Raw genomic sequence first — 20022 nt, forward strand, 5'->3', positions numbered from 1 at the left:
CCTCCATTGAATTTGCATACTTAGTATGCGAATTCAGGAGGTGTTTTTTTCATGTGCCACTATTCGGGTTCACTTCATTACGAAAGGAGGGGCTTACATGTATTTCTATTATGATAAAGCAGGAGCTTTTTCAAGAAGCTCTTTCGCATCAGCGTATTGTAAACCGTGAGCTTCTGCAACTGCTTCGAATGTTACGTATCCATCTAATGTGTTAATACCTTTTAGTAATGCAGTGTTGCCTAAGCAAGCATCTTTGTAGCCTTTGTTCGCAATTTGTACTGCATATGGTACTGTTACATTTGTTAATGCAAGAGTTGATGTACGTGGAACCGCACCTGGCATATTAGCAACTGCATAATGAACAACACCATGTTTTTCGTAAGTTGGGTTGTCATGAGTTGTAATACGGTCAGTTGTTTCAAAAATACCACCTTGGTCAATCGCGATATCTACAACGACAGAACCTGGTTCCATTGATTGAATCATTTCTTCTGTTACAAGTTTTGGCGCTTTTGCACCTGGAATTAATACTGCACCAATAACAAGATCAGATTCTTTTACAGCTTCTGCGATGTTGTATGGATTAGACATTAACGTTTTTACTTGGTTACCGAAAATGTCATCTAGTTGACGAAGACGTTCTGCACTTAAGTCGATGATTGTTACATCTGCACCTAAACCTACTGCAATCTTCGCTGCGTTTGTACCAGCTTGACCACCGCCGATAATTGTTACTTTGCCGCGTTTTACCCCTGGAACGCCTGCAAGTAAAATACCTTTACCACCCTTGTTTTTCTCAAGGAATTGTGCACCGATTTGTGCAGACATACGACCTGCTACTTCACTCATAGGTGCAAGTAATGGTAATGAACGATTGTCTAATTGTACTGTTTCGTATGCAATTGATACAACTTTGTTATCAATTAATGCTTTCGTTAATTCTGGTTCTGGAGCTAAGTGTAAGTATGTGAATAAAATTAAACCTTCACGGAAATAACCGTATTCACTTGCTACTGGCTCTTTTACCTTCATAACCATATCTTGATTCCATGCTTCTTCAGCAGTTTCAACAAGTTTCGCACCAGCTTGTACGTATTCTTCATCCGTAAAGCCAGATCCTAAACCTGCTCCTTTTTGAACAAAAACTTCATGACCATTTTGTACTAAATGTACTGCTCCCGCTGGCGTCATTGCCACGCGGTTTTCATTGTTTTTAATTTCTGTTGGAATACCGATACGCATTATTAGTTCCCCCTTGAGTTATGAAATGACCCCTGAATCATTTTTTAAAGCGCTTTCTACGCTCTTATATTTTAACATAATATCTCAATATTTGACAAAAAATAATACAAGTTTTCCGATAGATTTAATTTTATATTAAAGGACAGTATTATCCGCACCTCTTTGCATAAAGGATAAACTGTCCAATTATTCGAAACTTCTCTTTATTTTTCTCTATCGATGTCTATGAATAACATCAACTGCACCAGTCACTTCAATAATTGTACCGGTAATCATATCGGAATCGTCCTCACATAAAAACGAAATCGTTCTTGCAATATCTTCACCTGTTCCAGATCTACCAACTGGTGTGTTACGTTCTTTCAACTGACGTGCTTCTTGAATCGTCGCTTCTTTCATTTCACCAATAATATCACCAGGACATACCATGTTTGCAGTAATACCATATTCAGCTTCTTCGTAAGCCACTGTTTTCGTTAATGAAACAAGTCCTACTTTCGCTGCGGCAAAAGCTGAACGATAAATCCATCCCGGTGCGCTATCCGCCCCTTGAAATCCGTAATTAATAATACGGCCAAAGTTCTGTTTTCTCATAATCGGAACGACAAGTTTCAACAAATGAAACACCGCTGTTAAATTACCCTGAATCATTTCATTCCATTCATCTTCTTCATAATCGACTAACTTTTTTCGTTCAAATACATATGGACCAGCATTATTAATTAAGAAATCGATTTTGCCAAAACGGCTTATCGCTTCTTCTACTATTTTATGTAAATCTTCCTTTTTCGTGACATCCGCTTGCACGAATTGTAGACGCTCTTCCATATTTTTATATGTTTCTTTCATCTTTTCCATAGCCGTGATATCGCTATGATATGTTACTGTTACTGAATAGCCTTTAGCCAATAATTTTTCTGTTACTTGCTTTCCTAAACCTTTCGTACCGGCTGTAATGAGCGCGTGTCTCACAAAACGGCCCCCTTTTAAATTGCTATAGTTCATATGTAACAAGTTCTCGCACCAATTACAACTAAAATGAATCAAAACAGAGTTTTCGAAATTCTGTAACGTTTCTGGCAAGCACATTACCAAAATTTGTTTTATAATAAAGTTGTAAACGGTAATAAAAATGATTGGGAGGAATTTACTATGAATAATACATATACAAATATTTTAATCGCGGTGGATGGTTCTAAAGAAGCAGAAAAAGCCTTTAAAAAAGCAATTCAAGTCGCAAAACGCAACAATGCAACATTAACTATTGCTCATATCGTTGATGTAAAAGCATACTCAGCATTAGAAGCTTATAGCCGTGCAATTGCTGAACGTGCAAATCTATTTGCAGAAGACTTATTAGAAGACTACAAAAAAACTGCGCTTGAAGCTGGCCTTGAAAAAATTGAAACTGTATTAGAATTTGGTAATCCTAAATCAAAAATTTCAAAAGAAATCGCTCCAAATCATAAAGTAGATTTAATTATGTGTGGTGCAACTGGTTTAAATGCTGTTGAGCGTTTCCTAATTGGTAGCGTCTCTGAACATATTATTCGCTATGCGAAATGCGATGTCCTTGTTGTTCGTGGTGATGAGGAGCAAGGTGAGCTTTAATTTATAAAAATAAATAGGGTAAATAAGAGGCTTCTCTTATTTACCCTATTTTCATTTATACTTTTGGAATTCTGTAATCTGGATTATGCTGTTCCCAGCCACCTTGTGTATGTACACTCGTATCGCCATCACCATCTACCCATATTGTTCTCCCGTCAGGTAAAACTCTTTCATGGGGTGTTACATGATGCGTATTCGGGTTTTCCTCCGCTGTATATTCTGCATCCATTACTTCTGGAGCTGATGCTTGTGCTACACTATCACCTTCTACTCCGTCGGCGATTCCATCCACACCATCAACTATATCAATAACTCCAACTGAGAAGACGCCTACAGCTGCAACTTTAGCTAATTCTTTCCCTGCTTCTATTGCTTTATCAGTATCTCCTTCTCTTATTGCTTGTACAGTTTCAACTCCCTTTTCCGAAACATGTACAATCCCTTTTCCAATTGTCGTTGCTGTATCTTGAACTGTTCCAAGTATTTCTTCGTATCCTCGCTTCGCTTGCTGTTTATCATCTGTAATAAGACCACCTATAGCATCATACGTCCCATCAGCAAGATTCCCAACGATTTCCCCAGTTTTCACAGTAGCTTTATTAACACCTTTTCCAACATCCTTTATGAAATTACTGTTCGTAACTTCTCCTACTGCTTCTATCGCACCGCCCACTACTTCGGCTGTAACTTTAGCGGCTGCTTTAGTTACTAATTTAATTAAACTCATACCGCATCTCCTTTTTAATATCATTATATAAAACTATTGCGATTATAATTATATAGCTGTAGTCTATATAACTACAACTTATTTCACATACTTTACTATAAACACAAAACAAACCACAACAACAATAACGATCGCCAACACATAAGGCGGAAGAAACTTCAAAGACCATAATGCCATCATAATCGTAGCTACTGTTAAATAAGATTGCCTTGCATCTTCTGTCATTTTTTTACGAAGGCAGAATACATACAAATAACCGATTGGCGGCGTAATAAAGCAAAGAACATATATAATTTTAGATTTCAAATACCATTTTTGTTCCCCAAGTTTCTGTATATCTTCTTCTATTCTCTTATGCTCTTGTTCTCTCGCTTCTTCTACAAGCGGATCTTCCTCTTCTCCTCGCTTTTCTTTCATATAAGGAAGAAAATGCATGAAAAAATAGTATGCAAATACGAACGCTCCAAATCCAATATTTAATCTTTCTATTGGAATATGCTCACTAAAAAAGACAGCAGTAAACACTAAAGACAAACAGTACGTCATCATCCAAAATGAACGTTTTCTCTTTTTTCGTTCCATTTCTTTTTTATCTTGTACATGTTTTCTTTTCGAAAGCCATATCGAAATACAGCAGTCTACTACAAATAGAATAAAGATAAATATCCCGATATGTACTGTTTCTACATCCTCAAATGAAAAGATATTTGGGAATGCAACGTGCAATACAATTAGCGTATACAAAATTAACCCTATAAAATAAATACGTCTCATTTTCCATCCCTTTCTTATTTCCTAACATTAGGTTAACATACATTTTTTAGAAATAGATGGACAAAATATATATGTTTAAAAAAGGAGGGTGCCACATGGATGATTCTGAACGTATTATTTTAGATGTGAATGGGAAAGAAATCGAAATGTTAGATACAATTCGCGCACATTTTAGAGAAACGCATGGAATTGAGCTAAGTAATGGTGCATTACTGCGAGATTTAATGGATATTGAGTATATTCGAATTACGGAAGATCGACATAAGTATGATTAAAAGAAAACGACTGCAGGCGAATGCCATCAGTCGTTTTTCTTTCTTTATTTAAGCTCTTGATGCTTCCCGCCCATACCACCTGGCTCATTGCTATCTTGGTGTACAGTTACTTTATTGGTTTTCGCATCTTTCAAAACTCTATATGTATATGATTCGTTTGGTTCATCTTTAAACTGTACATTCATACCGTAAGAACCGATTTTACTATAAAAGGCCGGTTTTATGTACGAAATATCACTTTCTTTATATCCTTTTTCTTGCAAGTGCCACATCGTTGCAAGAATCGCTTCCTCTCGCTTTACTTGTTCACCAACAAAGATATATTTGTCTAGGAGAAACACTTTAACATTTGCACTTAAGCTAATTAACAGTAAAACGATAAATATTATTTTTTTCATAGACTTCCCCTAAATTATTCTTTTTTACTATATCATAACTTAAATACTAGTAAAAAAGAAAGTACGCCAGACTTTAACAGACTGGCGTACTTTTTAACTCAATTCTTGATAACTTCTTTCGTTAATCCCTTCGCCTTCTCCAAAGCCTTTTCAATCTGTTCAAATCCTGTTCCCCCAGCACTGTTACGACGCTTTACAGCTGCATATGGTGACAGCACTTCATACAAATCTTCTTCAAATAACGAGCTCATTTCTTTATACGTTTCAAGTGGTACATCTACTAAATAAATTCCTTTTTGTGTACAGTGCAGCACTAGCTTTCCAACAATTTCATGAGCTTGACGGAATGGTAGTCCTTTGTTTGCTAAGTAGTCAGCAATTTCTGTTGCATTAGAGAAATCTTGCGTTACAGCTTGCCCCATTTTTTCTTTGTTTACAGTCATCGTCTCTAGCATGCCTGCCATAATATGAAGGCATCCTTCTACTGTTTTTACTGTATCAAACATTCCTTCTTTATCTTCTTGCAAGTCTTTATTGTAAGCGAGCGGCAATCCTTTCATTACTGTAAGTAAGCTAAATAAATTACCGTACACTCTGCCTGTTTTACCACGAATAAGTTCCGCCATATCTGGATTTTTCTTTTGCGGCATAATGCTGCTTCCCGTTGCGTATTGATCGCTCATTTCAATAAATTGAAACTCTTGGCTACTCCATAAAATAAGTTCTTCGCAAAAGCGTGATAAGTGCATCATAAGCATAGATGAGTTACTGAGGAACTCCAATATGAAATCGCGATCGCTTACTGCATCTAAACTATTTTCATAGATTCCATTAAATCCAAGAAGCCCCGCACTATATTCTCGGTCAATCGGGAATGTTGTCCCAGCTAACGCTCCTGCTCCTAATGGTGAAATGTTAATACGCTTTAATGAATCTTCATAACGATTCACATCACGCTCTAACATCCAAAAATAAGCGAGAATATGATGCGCAAATGAAATTGGCTGGGCACGCTGCAAGTGCGTATAACCAGGCATAATCGTCTCAATATTATTTTCTGCTTGATGAACAAGAACCGTCTGCAATTGTTTTGTAGCTTTTATAATATGCTCTACTTTTTCATTTAAATATAAGTGCATATCTGTCGCTACTTGATCGTTACGACTTCGGCCAGTATGAAGTTTCCCGCCTACTTCACCGATTTTTTCAATTAACATCTTTTCGATATTTAAATGAATGTCTTCCGCTTCAACGGAAAAATGCAATTTATTTTGTTTCGCTTCTTCTAATAAATATTGAAGACCTATCTTTATTTTCTCTGCTTCTTCTTTCGTAACGATGCCTTGCTTTGCTAGCATCGTTACGTGCGCAATACTCCCGTTTATATCTTGATTTACTAATTGTTGATCGAAGGAGATGGATGCCCCGAACTCTTCAACCCACGCTTCCGCTTCTTCTGTAAAACGTCCGCCCCAAAGTTTGCTCACGCTTCCACCTTCTTTTGATTCACTTGGCTGTATACTTTCGTCGGTAAACCGAATAATGAAATGAATCCAACTGCTGCATCATGATTAAATTCATCCTGAGCAGTATACGTTGCTAATTTTTCATCGTATAAAGAGTACTCAGATTTACGTCCTTCTACAATTGCATGACCTTTAAATAATTTCACACGCACCATGCCTGTTACATTCTTTTGCGTTTCTTGTAAGAAAGCATGAAGCGCTTGTTTTAAAGGCGAGAACCATAAACCGTTATAAATAAGCTCTGTTATTTTTTGCTCAATCATCGGTTTAAAATGTGCTACTTCTTTTACGAGTGTTAAATCTTCAAGTTCTTTATGCGCCGTAATTAATGTCATTGCTGCTGGGCATTCGTATACTTCACGCGATTTAATACCGACAAGACGATTTTCTACGTGATCGATACGTCCAACGCCATGTTTTCCAGCAAGTGCATTTAACGTTTTAATAAGTTCTGAAAGTGGGTATGCAGTACCATTTAAAGTCGTCGGTACGCCTGCTTCAAAGCCGATTTCTACAAACTCTGGTTTATTCGGTGTATCTTCTAATGCTAATGTCATCTCATATGCATCTTCTGGCGGTGCTGCCCATGGATCTTCTAAAACGCCACATTCATTACTGCGTCCCCATAAGTTTTGATCGATTGAAAATGGGCTGTCTAAATTAATCGGAATTGGTACATCGTTTTCTTTTGCATAGGCAATTTCTTCTTCACGTGACCATTTCCATTCACGTACAGGCGCAATCACTTCTAAGTAAGGATTTAACGCTTGAATAGAAACTTCAAAACGAACTTGATCATTCCCTTTCCCTGTACATCCGTGTGCCACTGCAGTCGCTCCTTCTTGTTCTGCAATCTCTACTAATTTCTTTGCGATAAGTGGACGAGATAACGCCGAAACGAGAGGATATTTCCCTTCATATAACGTGTGTGCTTGCATCGCCATCAATGCATATTCGTTTGCAAATTCTTCTTGAACATCAATCATATATGATTTAATTGCACCTACTGAAAGTGCCTTTTCTTTTACAAATGCTAAGTCTTTACCTTCCCCTAAGTCTAAACAAAGCGCGATAATATCATAATTCTTCTCTTGTAACCATTTAATTGCAACGGAAGTATCAAGGCCTCCAGAATATGCTAATACAACTTTTTTCTTCTCCATTTTGCATCCCCCTAAAGAATAAATATTCATTTTCTTTTATAATAATTCACACTTTAACACCTTTTACAAAATGTATCAAGAGTCATTTTCAAATTTTTTCAAACAATTTCGTCGAACTTCTTTCTGTTTTTTTGTACAATATAAGCAGGAAAACGGGGGTGAACTTATGGAAAAGTATTTCTTATACGATGAACATCTCGGAATTGAAATTCCGCATTTACAAGAAGACTGGGAAGATATCCCCGAAAAAATGCAACATGCGATTTTATTAAAATGGGAACAAGTTCGCGGAAAGATTCCTGATCGTATAAAAGAACTCGAACATTATATTAATGCAAAACAGCATCATTTAAATAACGAAGAAGACTTCGAAATTTCTTGCAAACTGAATTCAGAAATTGCCGATCTCGCTTCCATCATTAATGACCTTTGGCTTTGGTATCGACTCACTCAAAATGTATCTGAGGGGAAAGCACACCAATAAAAAAAGCATGCCCCTCAATTACTTTGGGTCATGCTTTTTTGTCGTAACACGATTTACAATATATTTCTTGTGCTGTTTTTGCCAAACACACATCAAATGGACCAACTAATATACTTCTTTCTTTCGGCAACTTTACAAAAGCAACAAGCTCTTCTTCATATTGAATCTTTTTCTGACATGAAACGCATATTAACTCTTTTCTTTTAAACATGTCTTTTAGCATATTCTCACTCTCCTCTTCATCTATCTATATTAATATATTCTCATAATAGTTAAAACTTGTAAAAAAATGACACATTATAAAGTAAATGATTCATATACTATGTACAAAAGGAGGCCTTACACTTATGCGCGCTTTCGTTATTATCGCTTTAACTTTTTTAAGTGTGATTAGCTGGGATGCGTTTTTTAAAGATAAAAATACAACTGAATAGAAACTCTTCTTTTCTTACTTATTGGACAAACTAAAAAAAAACGGTCCAATTCTCCAAAATAACTTAGGCTTTTCTACAAAAATATTTAAACATAACAATTTTTGTAGATTTCCTCCGTTTATTGTCGGTTTCCATCCGCATACATTTTTTGAAAGTATGATATAATAATATAAATCTTGAAGGAAGGGATTTTGATATCATGATCGCTCGAAGGAGCATGTGGCATCGTATTGACGAATCATACACGTAGCGTATTTTCCAGCTCAGATACTTTAGTCTAGCGAAAAAAATACGAGAGTGGGGAAATTATGATTGCCCGAAGGATAATTTGGCAAAAAAAAGACTCTTCTTACACATAGCGTTTTGTTTAGGGCTTAATTGTTACTAGCTAAACAAAACAAAGAAGAGCAGGATTGCTAAATGAAGAATCCTACTCCACGTTTTGTTTAGTCGTTTTAAGACTTAAACTAAAACGAAAGTAGGGAGAATTGATGGACGAGAGGATTATTCGTTATTTCTTCAGCGACATATAGCTTCAGTTAGTTTTTTCGTAAACTAACTGAAGCTATATGTGAGCTCGTAGTTAGTTTACAACACAAAAAAGGACTACTAACTACGGAAAGAAGGAATAACGATGAGGAACATCCAAAGTCGACAAATTATTAAAGAAGTTTTTATGGTTTTAATCGGTTCATTTATTTTAGCAGCAGCGCTATATCACATTCACTTCCAAAACCACTTAACAGAAGGTGGCTTTGTAGGTATCGCACTATTCATCCAAAATTTTTATGATATTTCACCATCTATTTCAACTGTAATGATGGATATCCCAATTATTCTACTATGCGCTTCATTGTTAGGTAGAAAAATGGTTGGCTATTCATTCTTAGGTTCAATTTCATTCGGAGTATTTTATTCTCTTATGGAAAATTATTCTCCATTTACGGTCGATTTATCAAACAATTTATTTATAGCTGCAGTAGTTGGCGGTGCGTTAGCTGGTATTGGACTCGGTTTTATATTGCGATTTGGCGGTGCAACCGGTGGAGACGATATTTTAACAATTGTATTAAGTAAAAAAACACGTTTTACAATTGGGCAAATTTTCTTCGTCTTTGACGCGATTGTTCTTGCGCTTTCATTATATTATTTAAATTGGACAGAAATTGCTTTTACTATTCTTTCGATTGCCGTACAGGCAAAAACATTGGATTTAATTTATTATCCAAAAACAGAAAAAGCAGAAGAAAAGCAGCCAGTATCTATTCCAATGTCCAAAAAGCATGCAACAAATTAAAAAAGCGAAAGGTTTCGGCCTCTCGCTTTTTTATGCTCTTTTTTCCTTCTCGACTATGTGGCGCACTTGATAAAATCTATTTGCAAATTCAGTAACGTTTCTTGTTAAACGATAATTCACTGTAGACCCGATTGCCATTCCAATCACCGGAATACCTTGGAATAATTTACGACGAAGAGCATAAATCGAAAATGTTTTCAAAATTTGTTTTAAAATAATTTCAGTCGAAGCTGGTTGTAACACCGCTTCATCTCCTTCGTAGAAGAAGGAATCTTCTTGTTCTAGCTCTTGCAGTAAATTGTACCATGCGTATTGCTGAAGTCTTCCTGGTAGTAATGACGCATGAAATACCTTTAACGCAAGCATCATTTCATAAGGCTTGTTCACATCATGCCCAAATGACGTTGCAATAAGTTGAACAGCCTTCACATTTAACGCAATCATAACCGGAAAATCAGCTGTTAATAATAATAAACCTCCAGCACCCGTTGCTCCGCCTTGTACGAATGAATATAGGCGATGGTGTGCTGTTTGCTGCTCTGCTATGTATGTTAATTGATCGATAGATAATGCTTTTAAATCCTCTAGTTGCTCAATCGATTCATCAAATAATCTCGATGTTCCTAAAATACGATTACGCGCCTCTAACTGTGATTGTGAACTTTGAATCAATGCATGCAAATGAAAGAGCCATCCATCTGCTTTCGTAAAGAAATCTTTTCGTTTTTTCTCAGGTAGTTTCGCAATTGTATTATGTACCCATTTATCAAACAGTTTTTGAAAATCAGTCGCTTCTTGCTCAACTAATTGCGATTCCCATTCTTTTATATTGTCTAAAATGGCTTGTTCTCGCTTCGATCGCATCGTAACAACCACCTCGTTCGATTTTTTTCTATTGTAACATATTTCTGCTTATTCTTTGCAAATATGCTTGTCTATCTTTATTCACATACCACTTTTAGTGACATAAAATATTAACAAAAAGGATGAGATAAATCACATGAATCTATCCGATATAAAAAAAGAATATCATGCAGTATTCAGTTTAGGACAAAACTGCTGGCCTGCTTGGGCGTTATATCAATTCAAATTATCACCATTTTTTGGCGTTATTGATTTTATGCTAAGCCCATCATTAGAAAAGGTGAATATATTATTACAAAATCGATTTGACCGTTTTTTACAGTTAGAAAACTTATCCTTCATCTCATTTTGGGATGATGATGCGAAATTAAGACTACGGGACAATCTATATGAAATCGACTCCTGCCACGACTTTAAAACAGATGTAAACACACCAACTTCTTGGCCTTCTTATACAGAAATTAAGTTAAATTATGAGCACCGAATTAATCGTTTTCTAACAACAATTGACACAGCACAATCCATATTATTTATTCGAACTGGAGGAACATACGAAGAAGCACGTTCCTTGGAACACATTTTATCTCAAATCGTTACACATACATTCTCTGTCCTATTACTCATTCCTGAAGATGTACCAACTGTTACGGAAGAAGATTGGGGATTGCAAAATATTTGCGTTATAAAATGTCCTATTATGGATGTATTTCAGTACAATGAAACATTTTGGAATGACTTATTTAATGGCATCGTAATTCGACCACACTCTTAAATACACGACACTTTTATTACGCAATACATTATAATCATCCTTATACAAAATAAAGTGAAACTTTAATCAGCCCTCACCAATCGGACTTTTACGGACAGCCCGACCCCCACCTAACTTCTTTGCTTCCGCTGAATTTTGAGGTGAGGGTCTTACTGCCCGTTAAAGCGGGATAAATAAGGAGTGATTGTATATGTATCCACGTGCAAAAGCTTTCGGTCTTGCTTTACATCACGAGCGGCTTCTCGTACAAGAATATCATACAGGCGATGAAACATATTACCGGCCTCTTGGCGGTTCAATTGAACTTGGTGAAAAATCAGAACATACCGTTATTCGTGAATTTCAAGAAGAGCTTCATACAGAAGTGGAGATCACTGCTTATTTAGGTTGCTTAGAAAACATCTTTCATCTTGATGGAGAAATTGCTCATGAAATCATTCAGTTATATTCTTTACGCTTATTAGACACGTCACTATATGGAATGGAAGTACTGAATATACAAGATGAACAAACAGTATCGTATGCGAAGTGGATTCCCATTACAGCATTCATTCAGGAGAAAAAAGCACTATATCCAGATGGAATTTTAAACTATATCCAAAAGAAAAAAGACGAAATCCTATAGGATCTCGTCTTTCTTTTCATATATTAACCGATGTTTCCAAGACGTAGTACGTCACGAGCGATCATAACTTCTTCGTCAGTTGGAATTACAATAATTTTTACTGGAGAATGTGGGAAGTTGATGAATGCTTCCTCACCGAATACGTTATTGCGTTTTGCATCGAAGTATACGCCCATGTATTCAAGGCCTTCTAATACGCGTTCACGAATAATCGCACTGTTTTCACCTACACCAGCTGTGAAGATGATTGCATCTACACCTTTCATACGAGCAGTGTAAGAACCGATGTATTTGTGGATACGGCTTACGAATACATCAAGTGCTACTTTCGCACGGTGATCGCCTTCTTCTTCTTTCGCAATGATGTCACGTAGGTCACTAGAGTAACCAGTAAGACCTAACATACCACTCTTCTTGTTTAATACGTTAACTACTTCTTCTACTGTTTGGCCTGTTTTTTCCATGATGTATGGAATTAACGCAGGGTCAATGTTACCAGAACGTGTACCCATTGTTACACCAGCAAGTGGAGTGAAGCCCATAGAAGTATCGATAGATTTACCGCCTTCTACTGCTGCGATACTTGCACCGTTACCTAAGTGACAAGAAAGTAAGCTTAAGCTTTCAAGTGGACGACCTAATAGTTCAGCCGCACGCTCAGTTACATATTTATGAGAAGTTCCGTGGAAACCGTATTTACGGATACCGAATTTTTCATAGTACTCATATGGTAAGCTGTATAGGAATGCAGATTCCGGCATTGTTTGGTGGAATGCTGTATCGAATACTGCTACTGCTGGTACGTTTGGTAATACTTCTTGGAATGCTTTAATACCAACAACGTTTGCTGGGTTGTGAAGTGGTGCTAAATCGCTTAATTCTTCGATATCAGCTAATACTTCATCAGTAATTAGAACAGAGTCAGCAAATTTTTCGCCGCCGTGAACAACACGGTGACCGATACCGCCAATCTCATCTAGAGATTTAACGATTCCGTTTTCAGTTAATTTTTTAAGAAGCATATTAACTGCTACTGCGTGATCTGGAATGTTTGTAATTTCTTTTTGTTTTTCGCCATCTACAGTAATAGTGAAGATACTATCTTCTAAACCGATACGTTCTACTAAACCTTTTGTTAATACTGTTTCACTTGGCATTTCAAATAATTGGAATTTTAAGGAAGAGCTTCCTGCGTTAATCGCGATGATTTTTGACATCTAGTCTTTCGCCCCTTTTTCTCTTGGTAGTTGTGTGGATGTTTCCACAAACCGCTCGATTTTATCTGATCAAATTTACTAAATATGAAAACGTTTCATCATTAGTAAATTTTATACTCACGATTTTAATTTAAACATCGTACGACATATATTTCAAGTGAAAAAATTGTAACACCAAGAAAAAAAATATATTACAGATTTCAAAAAAATTCAGTTAAATCTTGTATATATTTAAAAATATGACATATCATATAAAACTGTACTACATGAATTACTAACCCTGTTACATATACCTAGCCTTATTTATGCGTTGCAAACCAAGTATTTAATTGGTCCATAATGTCCTCCATCGCCTTCATGTTGGAGAATTTAGGTAACTCCACTAATAACGCCTGTTTTGGCATCGTTACACTAGGACCTTTCTTTTGGAGAACAAATATACTTTTTGCATTTTTCTCGTTTTTAAACATGGAAACAGGTAGCTGTAATAACCCCTGAATAAAGCATGTTTCTTTAATAAATGCATGTAATTTCGGTGCTTGATCACTTTCAAAAATGAAGTTGGGTACTAGGAAGAATAAGTATCCGCCTTCTTTCGTATGCTTCACACTTTGTTCAATAAATAGGTGGTGGGCATATGACATTCCTTCATCTGCTTTTAACTTATATTCACTTGCACCGATTTCATTTGGATAGTAACCAACCGGTAAGTCTGAAACGACTGCATCAACTGGATCGATATAAAGCGGTGCTAGTCCATCTTGATGGAAGAATTCGATTGCATGCTTTTGTAAATTCGCATTTACTAAAGCAAGTTTAATTAGCACTTCGTCCACTTCTACACCAAATCCACTCATCGTAACGTTTTCTTGAGCACTATTGAAAACTGTCGTCATCAAGTTACCTGTTCCAATTGCAGGGTCTAACACAGTAATTTCATTTTGACCCTTCATAAATTTATGGAATAAGTAACTCATGAACATACCAACTGCATCAGGCGTCATTTCGTGATTCGCTTGTACGCCTTCCTTCATTCCTTTTAAGATGGCTAACTGAAATGCTTTACGAATTTCTTCACCTTTATATGTTTCTTCATTAAACGTACTATATTCACGATTCAGCCTTTCAATTGCTGATTCTGATAATTCCTCTTGTAAAATTGCTCCTTCAAACAAGTTATCCCCTGTTTCTACAAGCGCCTCTAAATATGTTACATCTAATTCTTTACGTAAAACTACCGCAGAAGAATCAAAAATAGAAAATAAAGTTTCTACTGTCTGACTCACGTACATTCCTCCTTCTCTCTTTTACACATAACTTATATCATACCATAATCTGATTTTTTCCCAAAAGAAAAAGCGACCTCTTTTTAAGAGCTCCCTTTTTAGTGATGTATGATGTAACGTCTTCTCTCGTATATCGATTCCATATAGCAATATATGAGAGAAGACGACCTCTTACAAAGAGGTCATCTTCGTTCACATTATTTTGCAGCTTTTGCTGCTTCTAATGCTGCTTCATAGTTTGGATGGCTTGTACCTTCGCTTACGTATTCTACGTAAACTACTTTGTCATTGCTATCTACTACGAATACTGCACGAGCAAGTAAACGAAGCTCTTTCATTACTAAGCCGTAAGCTTCACCGAATGAAAGGTCACGGTGGTCAGAAAGTGTAACAACATTTTCTAAACCGTTTGCTGCACACCAACGTTTTTGAGCGAATGGTAAGTCAGCGCTAATCGTTAATACTTTCGCGTTTTCAATACCTGCTGCATCTTGGTTAAAACGACGTGTTTGTGCATCACATACACCTGTGTCGATAGAAGGTACAACACTAATTAATTTCACTTGACCTTTGTATGTTTCTAAACTTACTGGAGATAAGTCATTTGCTAACACTTGGAAGTTTGGCGCTTGATCGCCAACTTTAACTTCTGTTCCAACTAAAGTCATTGGGTTACCTTTAAAAGTTACGTTTGCCACTTGAAAATCCTCCCTTATTTAAACAAAATATGTACAATGTAAATGATAGTTTGTCCCTATCGATAATGCAAATAAAATCGCTTTATTTACAAAAAAATTAAAGAAGCTAATCTATTGATCAGCTTCTTTATTCGTTAAATTTGAAATTCAGGATCGTCTTCTTTTCGTTTATCCATCATTTCTTTCACTTTATCAACAGCTTGTGGCGCTAATTCAATTATTTTATCGATGACGTGTGTTTGCTTATCTAAGTGCAACACTTTTACGCCTTCTCCATTTATAACAAGAAAAGCAACAGGATTAATAGAAACTCCTCCACCGCTTCCCCCGCCAAATGGATGGCGGCCTGAATGTTCTATTTTACCAAATTCACTTCCACCAGCCGCAAATCCGAAGCTAACTTTTGAAACGGTAAGAATTACACTTCCATCAGCAGCTTTAATTGGATCGCCGACAATTGTATTTACATCAGTCATTTGTTTTAAATGCTGCATTGCAGTTGTCATTAAACCTTGAATTGGATGGTCCATTCTATATCCCCCCTATGCTTGAACAGATTTTTCTGTCGTACCAGATCTTTGTCTTCTCATAAACACGAATAATTTCACCGCTGTTTTTATAGTACGGAATATACGAAAAGATGCTGTTAACTCACATCTTGATGCAAATCCTTTCCCTTGAAAAACAGGAGTAATTTCAAATTCTGGTACGTCGACAATATGCATATATTGTCCTACAACTCCAGCAGCCATTCCTTTTGTCCCCCATGCATATCCGGTGACAATTCCAGTACTAGCTGCGTCGCCTGCTCCAATTTGCGTATGCCATTTCCAACCATTGATTTTCACTCGTTTGAGAAAATCTTTAACGATAGTATGAACTTCTTGCAGCTTTTTTATCAGTTCTCCCATACTATCAAGTTGTGCCATAATTTTATTGTCTAGTCCGCCGTCCTCTTCAGCTTTTTCGATTTTTTGTCCTGTTTTCTTCTGCTGTTTCTCAATTCTTTCCAACACATCAAATGTATATCGAATCATCCATATTTTCACTTGAAGCAAACATTGCTTTTCCATTTCTGAATATAAAAATGTCACTTTAAGCTTTATTTTCGACAATAGTATAAACAAAATAAAAAGGAGAAGAATTATTATTCCAATTACGAGCCACTTCATACGTATCATCCTTTCACTCCGTACCCATTATCGACAACTTTATTCATCATTAAACAGCGTTTCATAAGATTGAATATAAAAATTTTTCTAAAAATAAAAAGGTATTTTGACAATTTATATCGAAATATATTATTTGAACATATCGTCAGGGAACGGACTCTAATGATATGTAGCACGAAGCATAGAAAATTTAACTGCAGTGGAGGGATACATAATGGCAGATCGTCGCAATTTATTTTTCTTTTATGGTGATGACAAAGCAAAGCTCGTTGAAAAAATGAAACCAATCTATCGTATTTTAGAAGAGAATGGATTTACCATATTAGATCATCCAAAAAATGCAAACGCTATCGTCAGTGTTGGAGATGATGCAACTTTCTTACAAGCCGTTCGTAAAACTGGTTTTAGGGAAGATTGTTTATACGCAGGGATTTCTACGAAAGATGAAATTTCATTCTACTGCGATTTCCATATTGATTACGTTGATACAGCCCTTCAAGAAATTACAAAAAATGAAATTGAAGTGCGAAAATATCCAACAATTGAGGTAGATGTAGATGGTAGCACATCTTTCCATTGTTTAAATGAGTTCTCATTACGTTCTAGCATTATTAAAACGTTCGTTGTAGATGTTCACGTTGATAATTTATATTTCGAAACATTTAGAGGTGACGGTTTAGTTGTTTCTACCCCAACAGGAAGTACAGCTTACAATAAATCGTTACGTGGTGCAGTTGTTGACCCGCTTATCCCTTGCTTCCAAGTAAGTGAATTAGCATCTTTAAATAACAACACATACCGTACACTTGGTTCACCGTTCATTTTAAATCACGAACGTACATTAACTTTAAAACTAAGACCAGACGGTAACGATTATCCAGTTATCGGTATGGATAATGAAGCGCTTAGCATTAAGCAAGTGGAAAAAGCTGTTGTACGCTTAAGCGATAAACAAATTAAAACAGTTAAATTAAAAAACAACTCTTTCTGGGAAAAAGTACAGAGAACGTTTTTATAAGATTAAAATAACCGTAGAATTATGGTGGCCCATAATTCTACGGTTATTTATTTACCCCGATTGGCGCGAGCAACAACCTCTCGCTATCCGGCCGATATTCTTGTCAGTTTTTGTCGGTAAGTCGATATATTCTAATAATCGCTCATATATTTGGAGTTACGGTCGATATATTTCAATAATCGCTGATATAATTCAGGTTACGGTCGATATATTTCAATAATCGCTGATATAATTCAGGTTACGGTCGATATATTCCGATAATCGCTCATATATTTTTACGCACCTTTTCTATAGACGACTTTGCCATCTATTACTGTCATCTCTGCTTGTACTTCTTTTATTTCCTCTGCCTCTATTTCAAAAATATCGCGGTCTAATATTGTAAAGTCTGCCTCATATCCTTTTGTAATTTGCCCTCGCTTCGCTTCTTTTCCGATTGCATAGGCACTTCCTGTTGTAAATAAAGAAACAGCCTCATATACCGTTAATCTTTCTTCTGGCATATAACATAAACCGTCCATAAAACTTCTACGTGTAACAGCGCTATATATGCCTAGAAACGGATTTACTTGCTCGATCGGAGCATCAGATCCCCCGTTACAGTGTAATCCCGCTTCCAGTAACGTCTTCCAAGCATACGCATAACGAAGACGGTGCTCGCCTAGTTTTTCAATGACTGATGGAAAATCTGATGAAACAAAGACTGGTTGTATATCAATAATGGCTTGCAAGTTTTTCATTCTTTCAATCAACTCTTCACGAGCTAGCTGACAATGAATAATACGGTCGCGTAATCCTTTTGCTGGCGGATACAATTCAAGCGCATCAATGACATATTCAAGCGATAAGTCACCGATAGTATGAATCGCAACTGGCATATGTAAGTCTCGTGCTTTCTTCACTAATTCCGCAAGTTCTTCACGTGAGAAAATGGCAACTCCATTTGTTTCTCTCGCATCTTCATACGGTTCACTTAATAAAGCTGTTCTTCCGCCAAAAGAACCGTCAGAAAAAATTTTCATTGCCCCAAACTCAATATAATGCTCATTTTCATATTCTTTTCGTTCATGTGCTACTTCATGGTGAACGAGTAAATGTGCTTTAAATGGCATTTCTTTTATAACATGAGAAAACGCATTATGCGTTTTTCTAAATCCACCGTAATAATTTAAATCTTCCGTATGCCCGCCAACGAGTCCATATTGCCAGCAGTCTTTAATTGCTGTTTGCAAAGCACTTTGTAAGTAGGCTTCATCAATTTCAGGCTGGACATGTTTGATTAACTCTTGGCCTTGTTCATATAAAAGTCCTGTTAATTTATTGAATGAGTCCCGTCCAACTTTCCCGCCTTTTGGATCTTCTGCCTTTTCTGTTATGTTCGCTTCTTGCAGTATGTATGAGTTCACCCATGTAACATGGCGACAAACTCTCTTTAATAAAATGGGATGTTCTTTCGAAATTTCATCTAAATCACGCACGTGAACATCTTTCGTATCCTTAAAATTATTTTCGTTCCAGCCCTCTCCGATAATCCAAGAACCTTTCGGCGCTTCTTCTACTCGCTTCCGAACGAGAGTCAGCACTTCTCTATAAGATGTGCAGTTTGATAAATCTAAACGAAGTAACCTCTCCCCGTGACCAATAAGATGCATATGGCTATCAACGAGACCTGGAATCATCGTTTTGCCTTTTAAATCGCGCAATTTAGCCACAGCATATCGGTTTTCTAACTCTTTTTTACTTCCAACATCAACAATCATACCGTTTTCAACATAAATAGCGTCCACTTTTTCATTTTCTTCTCTCATTGTGTAAATGTTGCCACCATACCAAATTTCCCCCATATATTTCATCTCCTTTATTTTTTATTGTATAAAAAAAAGCACCATTTCAAAACATGGTGCTTTTCTAAACATTACTTTTGTTCAGTAGTAGACGTTGTAACTTGCCATTCAATATTAAATTTATCTTTTACTTGTCCGTATGCTGGGCTCCAGAACATTTCTTGAAGGGGCATAATAACTTCGCCACCTTCTTGTAACTTATCGAATACTTCTTTCGCTTTTTCTGCGTTACTAATTTGAATTGCGATTGTTACTTGAGATCCAATTGCATGCCCTTGACCTGGGAATGTATCAGAAATCATAAGATCCGTATTACCAACTTTTAAAGTAGCGTGTAAAACGCGTTCTTTCGCTTCAGCTGGAACCGGGTATTCTGGATTTTCAGGCATATCACCAAAAGTTTGCATGACTTCCACTTTTGCATCTAACGCCTCTTTATAAAACTGTACAGCTTCTTGCCCACTACCATCTAAAACTAAGTACGGATTAATACCTAAAATCATACGGACACCTCTTTTTTCAATTTATAAAATCGAACTTGTGTTCGTTTTTATATTATCATTGTTTGCCATTTCATTCAACTATTTCCTTCACT

The 20022-nt window shown here is 36.4% G+C and carries 23 protein-coding genes; 7 read left to right on the forward strand and 16 right to left on the reverse strand.

All coding sequences use genetic code 11. The annotated features are described in order from the left end of the window. Positions 1–108: 108 nt before the first annotated feature. Positions 109–1242, reverse strand: coding sequence for an alanine dehydrogenase (ald, locus tag PDQ33_RS06005; protein ID WP_001219405.1), 1134 nt, complete (start codon positions 1240–1242; stop codon positions 109–111). Positions 1243–1455: 213 nt separating this feature from the next. Beyond that, positions 1456–2247 carry an SDR family oxidoreductase gene (locus PDQ33_RS06010; protein ID WP_025991611.1) on the reverse strand — a complete coding sequence of 264 codons (792 nt, stop codon included), beginning with the start codon at positions 2245–2247 and terminating at the stop codon, positions 1456–1458. A 147-nt stretch (positions 2248–2394) separates the two neighbouring features. On the opposite strand from PDQ33_RS06010, the gene PDQ33_RS06015 reads away from it, so the two are divergent. Next, positions 2395–2853 (forward strand): universal stress protein, encoded by a 459-nt coding sequence (locus PDQ33_RS06015; protein WP_270755134.1) that lies wholly within the window; start codon positions 2395–2397, stop codon positions 2851–2853. Between the two features lie 55 nt (positions 2854–2908). Here the strand turns inward: PDQ33_RS06015 and PDQ33_RS06020 are convergent, their stop codons facing one another. Beyond that, positions 2909–3580, reverse strand: a complete 672-nt coding sequence (locus PDQ33_RS06020; RefSeq protein ID WP_000052602.1) for a hypothetical protein — start codon at positions 3578–3580, stop codon at positions 2909–2911. A gap of 78 nt (positions 3581–3658) precedes the next feature. Further along, positions 3659–4354, reverse strand: a complete 696-nt coding sequence (locus PDQ33_RS06025) for a hypothetical protein (RefSeq protein ID WP_061132058.1) — start codon at positions 4352–4354, stop codon at positions 3659–3661. Between the two features lie 95 nt (positions 4355–4449). Between PDQ33_RS06025 and PDQ33_RS06030 the strand changes: the two genes are divergently transcribed. Further along, positions 4450–4629, forward strand: a complete 180-nt coding sequence (locus PDQ33_RS06030) for a hypothetical protein (RefSeq protein ID WP_000342755.1) — start codon at positions 4450–4452, stop codon at positions 4627–4629. Positions 4630–4673: 44 nt separating this feature from the next. On the opposite strand, the gene PDQ33_RS06035 is transcribed toward PDQ33_RS06030, so the two are convergent. The 3 genes from PDQ33_RS06035 to PDQ33_RS06045 form a co-directional block, all read right to left on the reverse strand. Beyond that, the gene (locus PDQ33_RS06035; RefSeq protein ID WP_061132057.1) at positions 4674–5027 is read right to left on the reverse strand and encodes a DUF3139 domain-containing protein; all 354 of its coding nucleotides are present in this window, start codon (positions 5025–5027) and stop codon (positions 4674–4676) included. Between the two features lie 98 nt (positions 5028–5125). Beyond that, complete coding sequence (argH, locus tag PDQ33_RS06040; RefSeq protein WP_061132056.1) at positions 5126–6514, reverse strand: argininosuccinate lyase; 1389 nt, start codon at positions 6512–6514, stop codon at positions 5126–5128. After that, positions 6511–7716 (reverse strand): argininosuccinate synthase, encoded by a 1206-nt coding sequence (locus PDQ33_RS06045; RefSeq protein ID WP_061132055.1) that lies wholly within the window; start codon positions 7714–7716, stop codon positions 6511–6513. The genes argH and PDQ33_RS06045 overlap by 4 nt, the downstream gene beginning before the upstream one ends. 166 nt (positions 7717–7882) lie before the next feature. On the opposite strand from PDQ33_RS06045, the gene PDQ33_RS06050 reads away from it, so the two are divergent. Continuing rightward, positions 7883–8200 (forward strand): hypothetical protein, encoded by a 318-nt coding sequence (locus PDQ33_RS06050; protein ID WP_000417212.1) that lies wholly within the window; start codon positions 7883–7885, stop codon positions 8198–8200. A gap of 28 nt (positions 8201–8228) precedes the next feature. Here PDQ33_RS06050 and PDQ33_RS06055 read toward each other — a convergent pair whose 3' ends face one another. Next, positions 8229–8423 (reverse strand): hypothetical protein, encoded by a 195-nt coding sequence (locus PDQ33_RS06055; RefSeq protein ID WP_000910278.1) that lies wholly within the window; start codon positions 8421–8423, stop codon positions 8229–8231. A gap of 845 nt (positions 8424–9268) precedes the next feature. Here PDQ33_RS06055 and PDQ33_RS06060 point away from each other — a divergent pair. Then, positions 9269–9931 (forward strand): YitT family protein, encoded by a 663-nt coding sequence (locus PDQ33_RS06060; RefSeq protein WP_001244531.1) that lies wholly within the window; start codon positions 9269–9271, stop codon positions 9929–9931. 30 nt (positions 9932–9961) lie between these two features. Here PDQ33_RS06060 and PDQ33_RS06065 read toward each other — a convergent pair whose 3' ends face one another. Then, positions 9962–10795 carry an EcsC family protein gene (locus tag PDQ33_RS06065; protein ID WP_270755130.1) on the reverse strand — a complete coding sequence of 278 codons (834 nt, stop codon included), beginning with the start codon at positions 10793–10795 and terminating at the stop codon, positions 9962–9964. 136 nt (positions 10796–10931) lie between these two features. Here PDQ33_RS06065 and PDQ33_RS06070 point away from each other — a divergent pair, with 136 nt between their 5' ends. Both PDQ33_RS06070 and PDQ33_RS06075 read left to right on the forward strand, forming a co-directional pair. Beyond that, on the forward strand, positions 10932–11567 hold the full coding sequence (locus PDQ33_RS06070; protein WP_001053724.1) for a DUF1796 family putative cysteine peptidase: 636 nt from the start codon (positions 10932–10934) through the stop codon (positions 11565–11567). A gap of 190 nt (positions 11568–11757) precedes the next feature. Beyond that, positions 11758–12192 (forward strand): NUDIX hydrolase, encoded by a 435-nt coding sequence (locus PDQ33_RS06075; RefSeq protein ID WP_061132054.1) that lies wholly within the window; start codon positions 11758–11760, stop codon positions 12190–12192. A 23-nt stretch (positions 12193–12215) separates the two neighbouring features. On the opposite strand, the gene ackA is transcribed toward PDQ33_RS06075, so the two are convergent. The 5 genes from ackA to PDQ33_RS06100 form a co-directional block, all read right to left on the reverse strand. Then, complete coding sequence (gene ackA / locus PDQ33_RS06080) at positions 12216–13409, reverse strand: acetate kinase (RefSeq protein WP_000034576.1); 1194 nt, start codon at positions 13407–13409, stop codon at positions 12216–12218. 299 nt (positions 13410–13708) lie between these two features. Beyond that, the gene (locus tag PDQ33_RS06085) at positions 13709–14695 is read right to left on the reverse strand and encodes a class I SAM-dependent methyltransferase (RefSeq protein WP_000084357.1); all 987 of its coding nucleotides are present in this window, start codon (positions 14693–14695) and stop codon (positions 13709–13711) included. Positions 14696–14892: 197 nt separating this feature from the next. Further along, entirely contained in the window at positions 14893–15393 is a 501-nt protein-coding gene (gene tpx / locus PDQ33_RS06090) for a thiol peroxidase (protein ID WP_061132053.1), read from the reverse strand. A gap of 134 nt (positions 15394–15527) precedes the next feature. Next, positions 15528–15923 (reverse strand): GerW family sporulation protein, encoded by a 396-nt coding sequence (gene ytfJ, locus PDQ33_RS06095; protein ID WP_000350002.1) that lies wholly within the window; start codon positions 15921–15923, stop codon positions 15528–15530. A 12-nt stretch (positions 15924–15935) separates the two neighbouring features. After that, positions 15936–16574: a DUF2953 domain-containing protein gene (locus PDQ33_RS06100; protein ID WP_270755125.1), complete on the reverse strand. Its 639-nt coding sequence runs from the start codon at positions 16572–16574 to the stop codon at positions 15936–15938. Between the two features lie 205 nt (positions 16575–16779). Here PDQ33_RS06100 and PDQ33_RS06105 point away from each other — a divergent pair, with 205 nt between their 5' ends. Next, on the forward strand, positions 16780–17583 hold the full coding sequence (locus tag PDQ33_RS06105) for an NAD kinase (protein WP_061132052.1): 804 nt from the start codon (positions 16780–16782) through the stop codon (positions 17581–17583). 275 nt (positions 17584–17858) lie between these two features. On the opposite strand, the gene PDQ33_RS06110 is transcribed toward PDQ33_RS06105, so the two are convergent. Both PDQ33_RS06110 and PDQ33_RS06115 read right to left on the reverse strand, forming a co-directional pair. Beyond that, on the reverse strand, positions 17859–19427 hold the full coding sequence (locus PDQ33_RS06110; protein WP_061132051.1) for an amidohydrolase: 1569 nt from the start codon (positions 19425–19427) through the stop codon (positions 17859–17861). Positions 19428–19498: 71 nt separating this feature from the next. After that, a complete protein-coding gene (locus PDQ33_RS06115; protein ID WP_270394093.1) occupies positions 19499–19930 on the reverse strand; it encodes a VOC family protein in 432 nt (143 codons plus the stop codon). Positions 19931–20022: the final 92 nt, after the last annotated feature.

It is taken from the genome of Bacillus cereus group sp. Bc031, from assembly GCF_027716265.1.
Taxonomy (GTDB): domain Bacteria; phylum Bacillota; class Bacilli; order Bacillales; family Bacillaceae_G; genus Bacillus_A; species Bacillus_A paranthracis.

Coding starts and splice junctions, on each gene's coding strand:
- ald (WP_001219405.1), bottom strand. CDS start 1,242: ATGCGTATCGGTATTCCAACAGAAATTAAAAACAATGAAAACCGCGTG.
- PDQ33_RS06010 (WP_025991611.1), bottom strand. CDS start 2,247: ATGAACTATAGCAATTTAAAAGGGGGCCGTTTTGTGAGACACGCGCTC.
- PDQ33_RS06015 (WP_270755134.1), top strand. CDS start 2,395: ATGAATAATACATATACAAATATTTTAATCGCGGTGGATGGTTCTAAA.
- PDQ33_RS06020 (WP_000052602.1), bottom strand. CDS start 3,580: ATGAGTTTAATTAAATTAGTAACTAAAGCAGCCGCTAAAGTTACAGCC.
- PDQ33_RS06025 (WP_061132058.1), bottom strand. CDS start 4,354: ATGAGACGTATTTATTTTATAGGGTTAATTTTGTATACGCTAATTGTA.
- PDQ33_RS06030 (WP_000342755.1), top strand. CDS start 4,450: ATGGATGATTCTGAACGTATTATTTTAGATGTGAATGGGAAAGAAATC.
- PDQ33_RS06035 (WP_061132057.1), bottom strand. CDS start 5,027: ATGAAAAAAATAATATTTATCGTTTTACTGTTAATTAGCTTAAGTGCA.
- PDQ33_RS06045 (WP_061132055.1), bottom strand. CDS start 7,716: ATGGAGAAGAAAAAAGTTGTATTAGCATATTCTGGAGGCCTTGATACT.
- PDQ33_RS06050 (WP_000417212.1), top strand. CDS start 7,883: ATGGAAAAGTATTTCTTATACGATGAACATCTCGGAATTGAAATTCCG.
- PDQ33_RS06055 (WP_000910278.1), bottom strand. CDS start 8,423: ATGCTAAAAGACATGTTTAAAAGAAAAGAGTTAATATGCGTTTCATGT.
- PDQ33_RS06060 (WP_001244531.1), top strand. CDS start 9,269: ATGAGGAACATCCAAAGTCGACAAATTATTAAAGAAGTTTTTATGGTT.
- PDQ33_RS06065 (WP_270755130.1), bottom strand. CDS start 10,795: ATGCGATCGAAGCGAGAACAAGCCATTTTAGACAATATAAAAGAATGG.
- PDQ33_RS06070 (WP_001053724.1), top strand. CDS start 10,932: ATGAATCTATCCGATATAAAAAAAGAATATCATGCAGTATTCAGTTTA.
- PDQ33_RS06075 (WP_061132054.1), top strand. CDS start 11,758: ATGTATCCACGTGCAAAAGCTTTCGGTCTTGCTTTACATCACGAGCGG.
- ackA (WP_000034576.1), bottom strand. CDS start 13,409: ATGTCAAAAATCATCGCGATTAACGCAGGAAGCTCTTCCTTAAAATTC.
- ytfJ (WP_000350002.1), bottom strand. CDS start 15,923: ATGGACCATCCAATTCAAGGTTTAATGACAACTGCAATGCAGCATTTA.
- PDQ33_RS06100 (WP_270755125.1), bottom strand. CDS start 16,574: ATGATACGTATGAAGTGGCTCGTAATTGGAATAATAATTCTTCTCCTT.
- PDQ33_RS06105 (WP_061132052.1), top strand. CDS start 16,780: ATGGCAGATCGTCGCAATTTATTTTTCTTTTATGGTGATGACAAAGCA.
- PDQ33_RS06110 (WP_061132051.1), bottom strand. CDS start 19,427: ATGGGGGAAATTTGGTATGGTGGCAACATTTACACAATGAGAGAAGAA.
- PDQ33_RS06115 (WP_270394093.1), bottom strand. CDS start 19,930: ATGATTTTAGGTATTAATCCGTACTTAGTTTTAGATGGTAGTGGGCAA.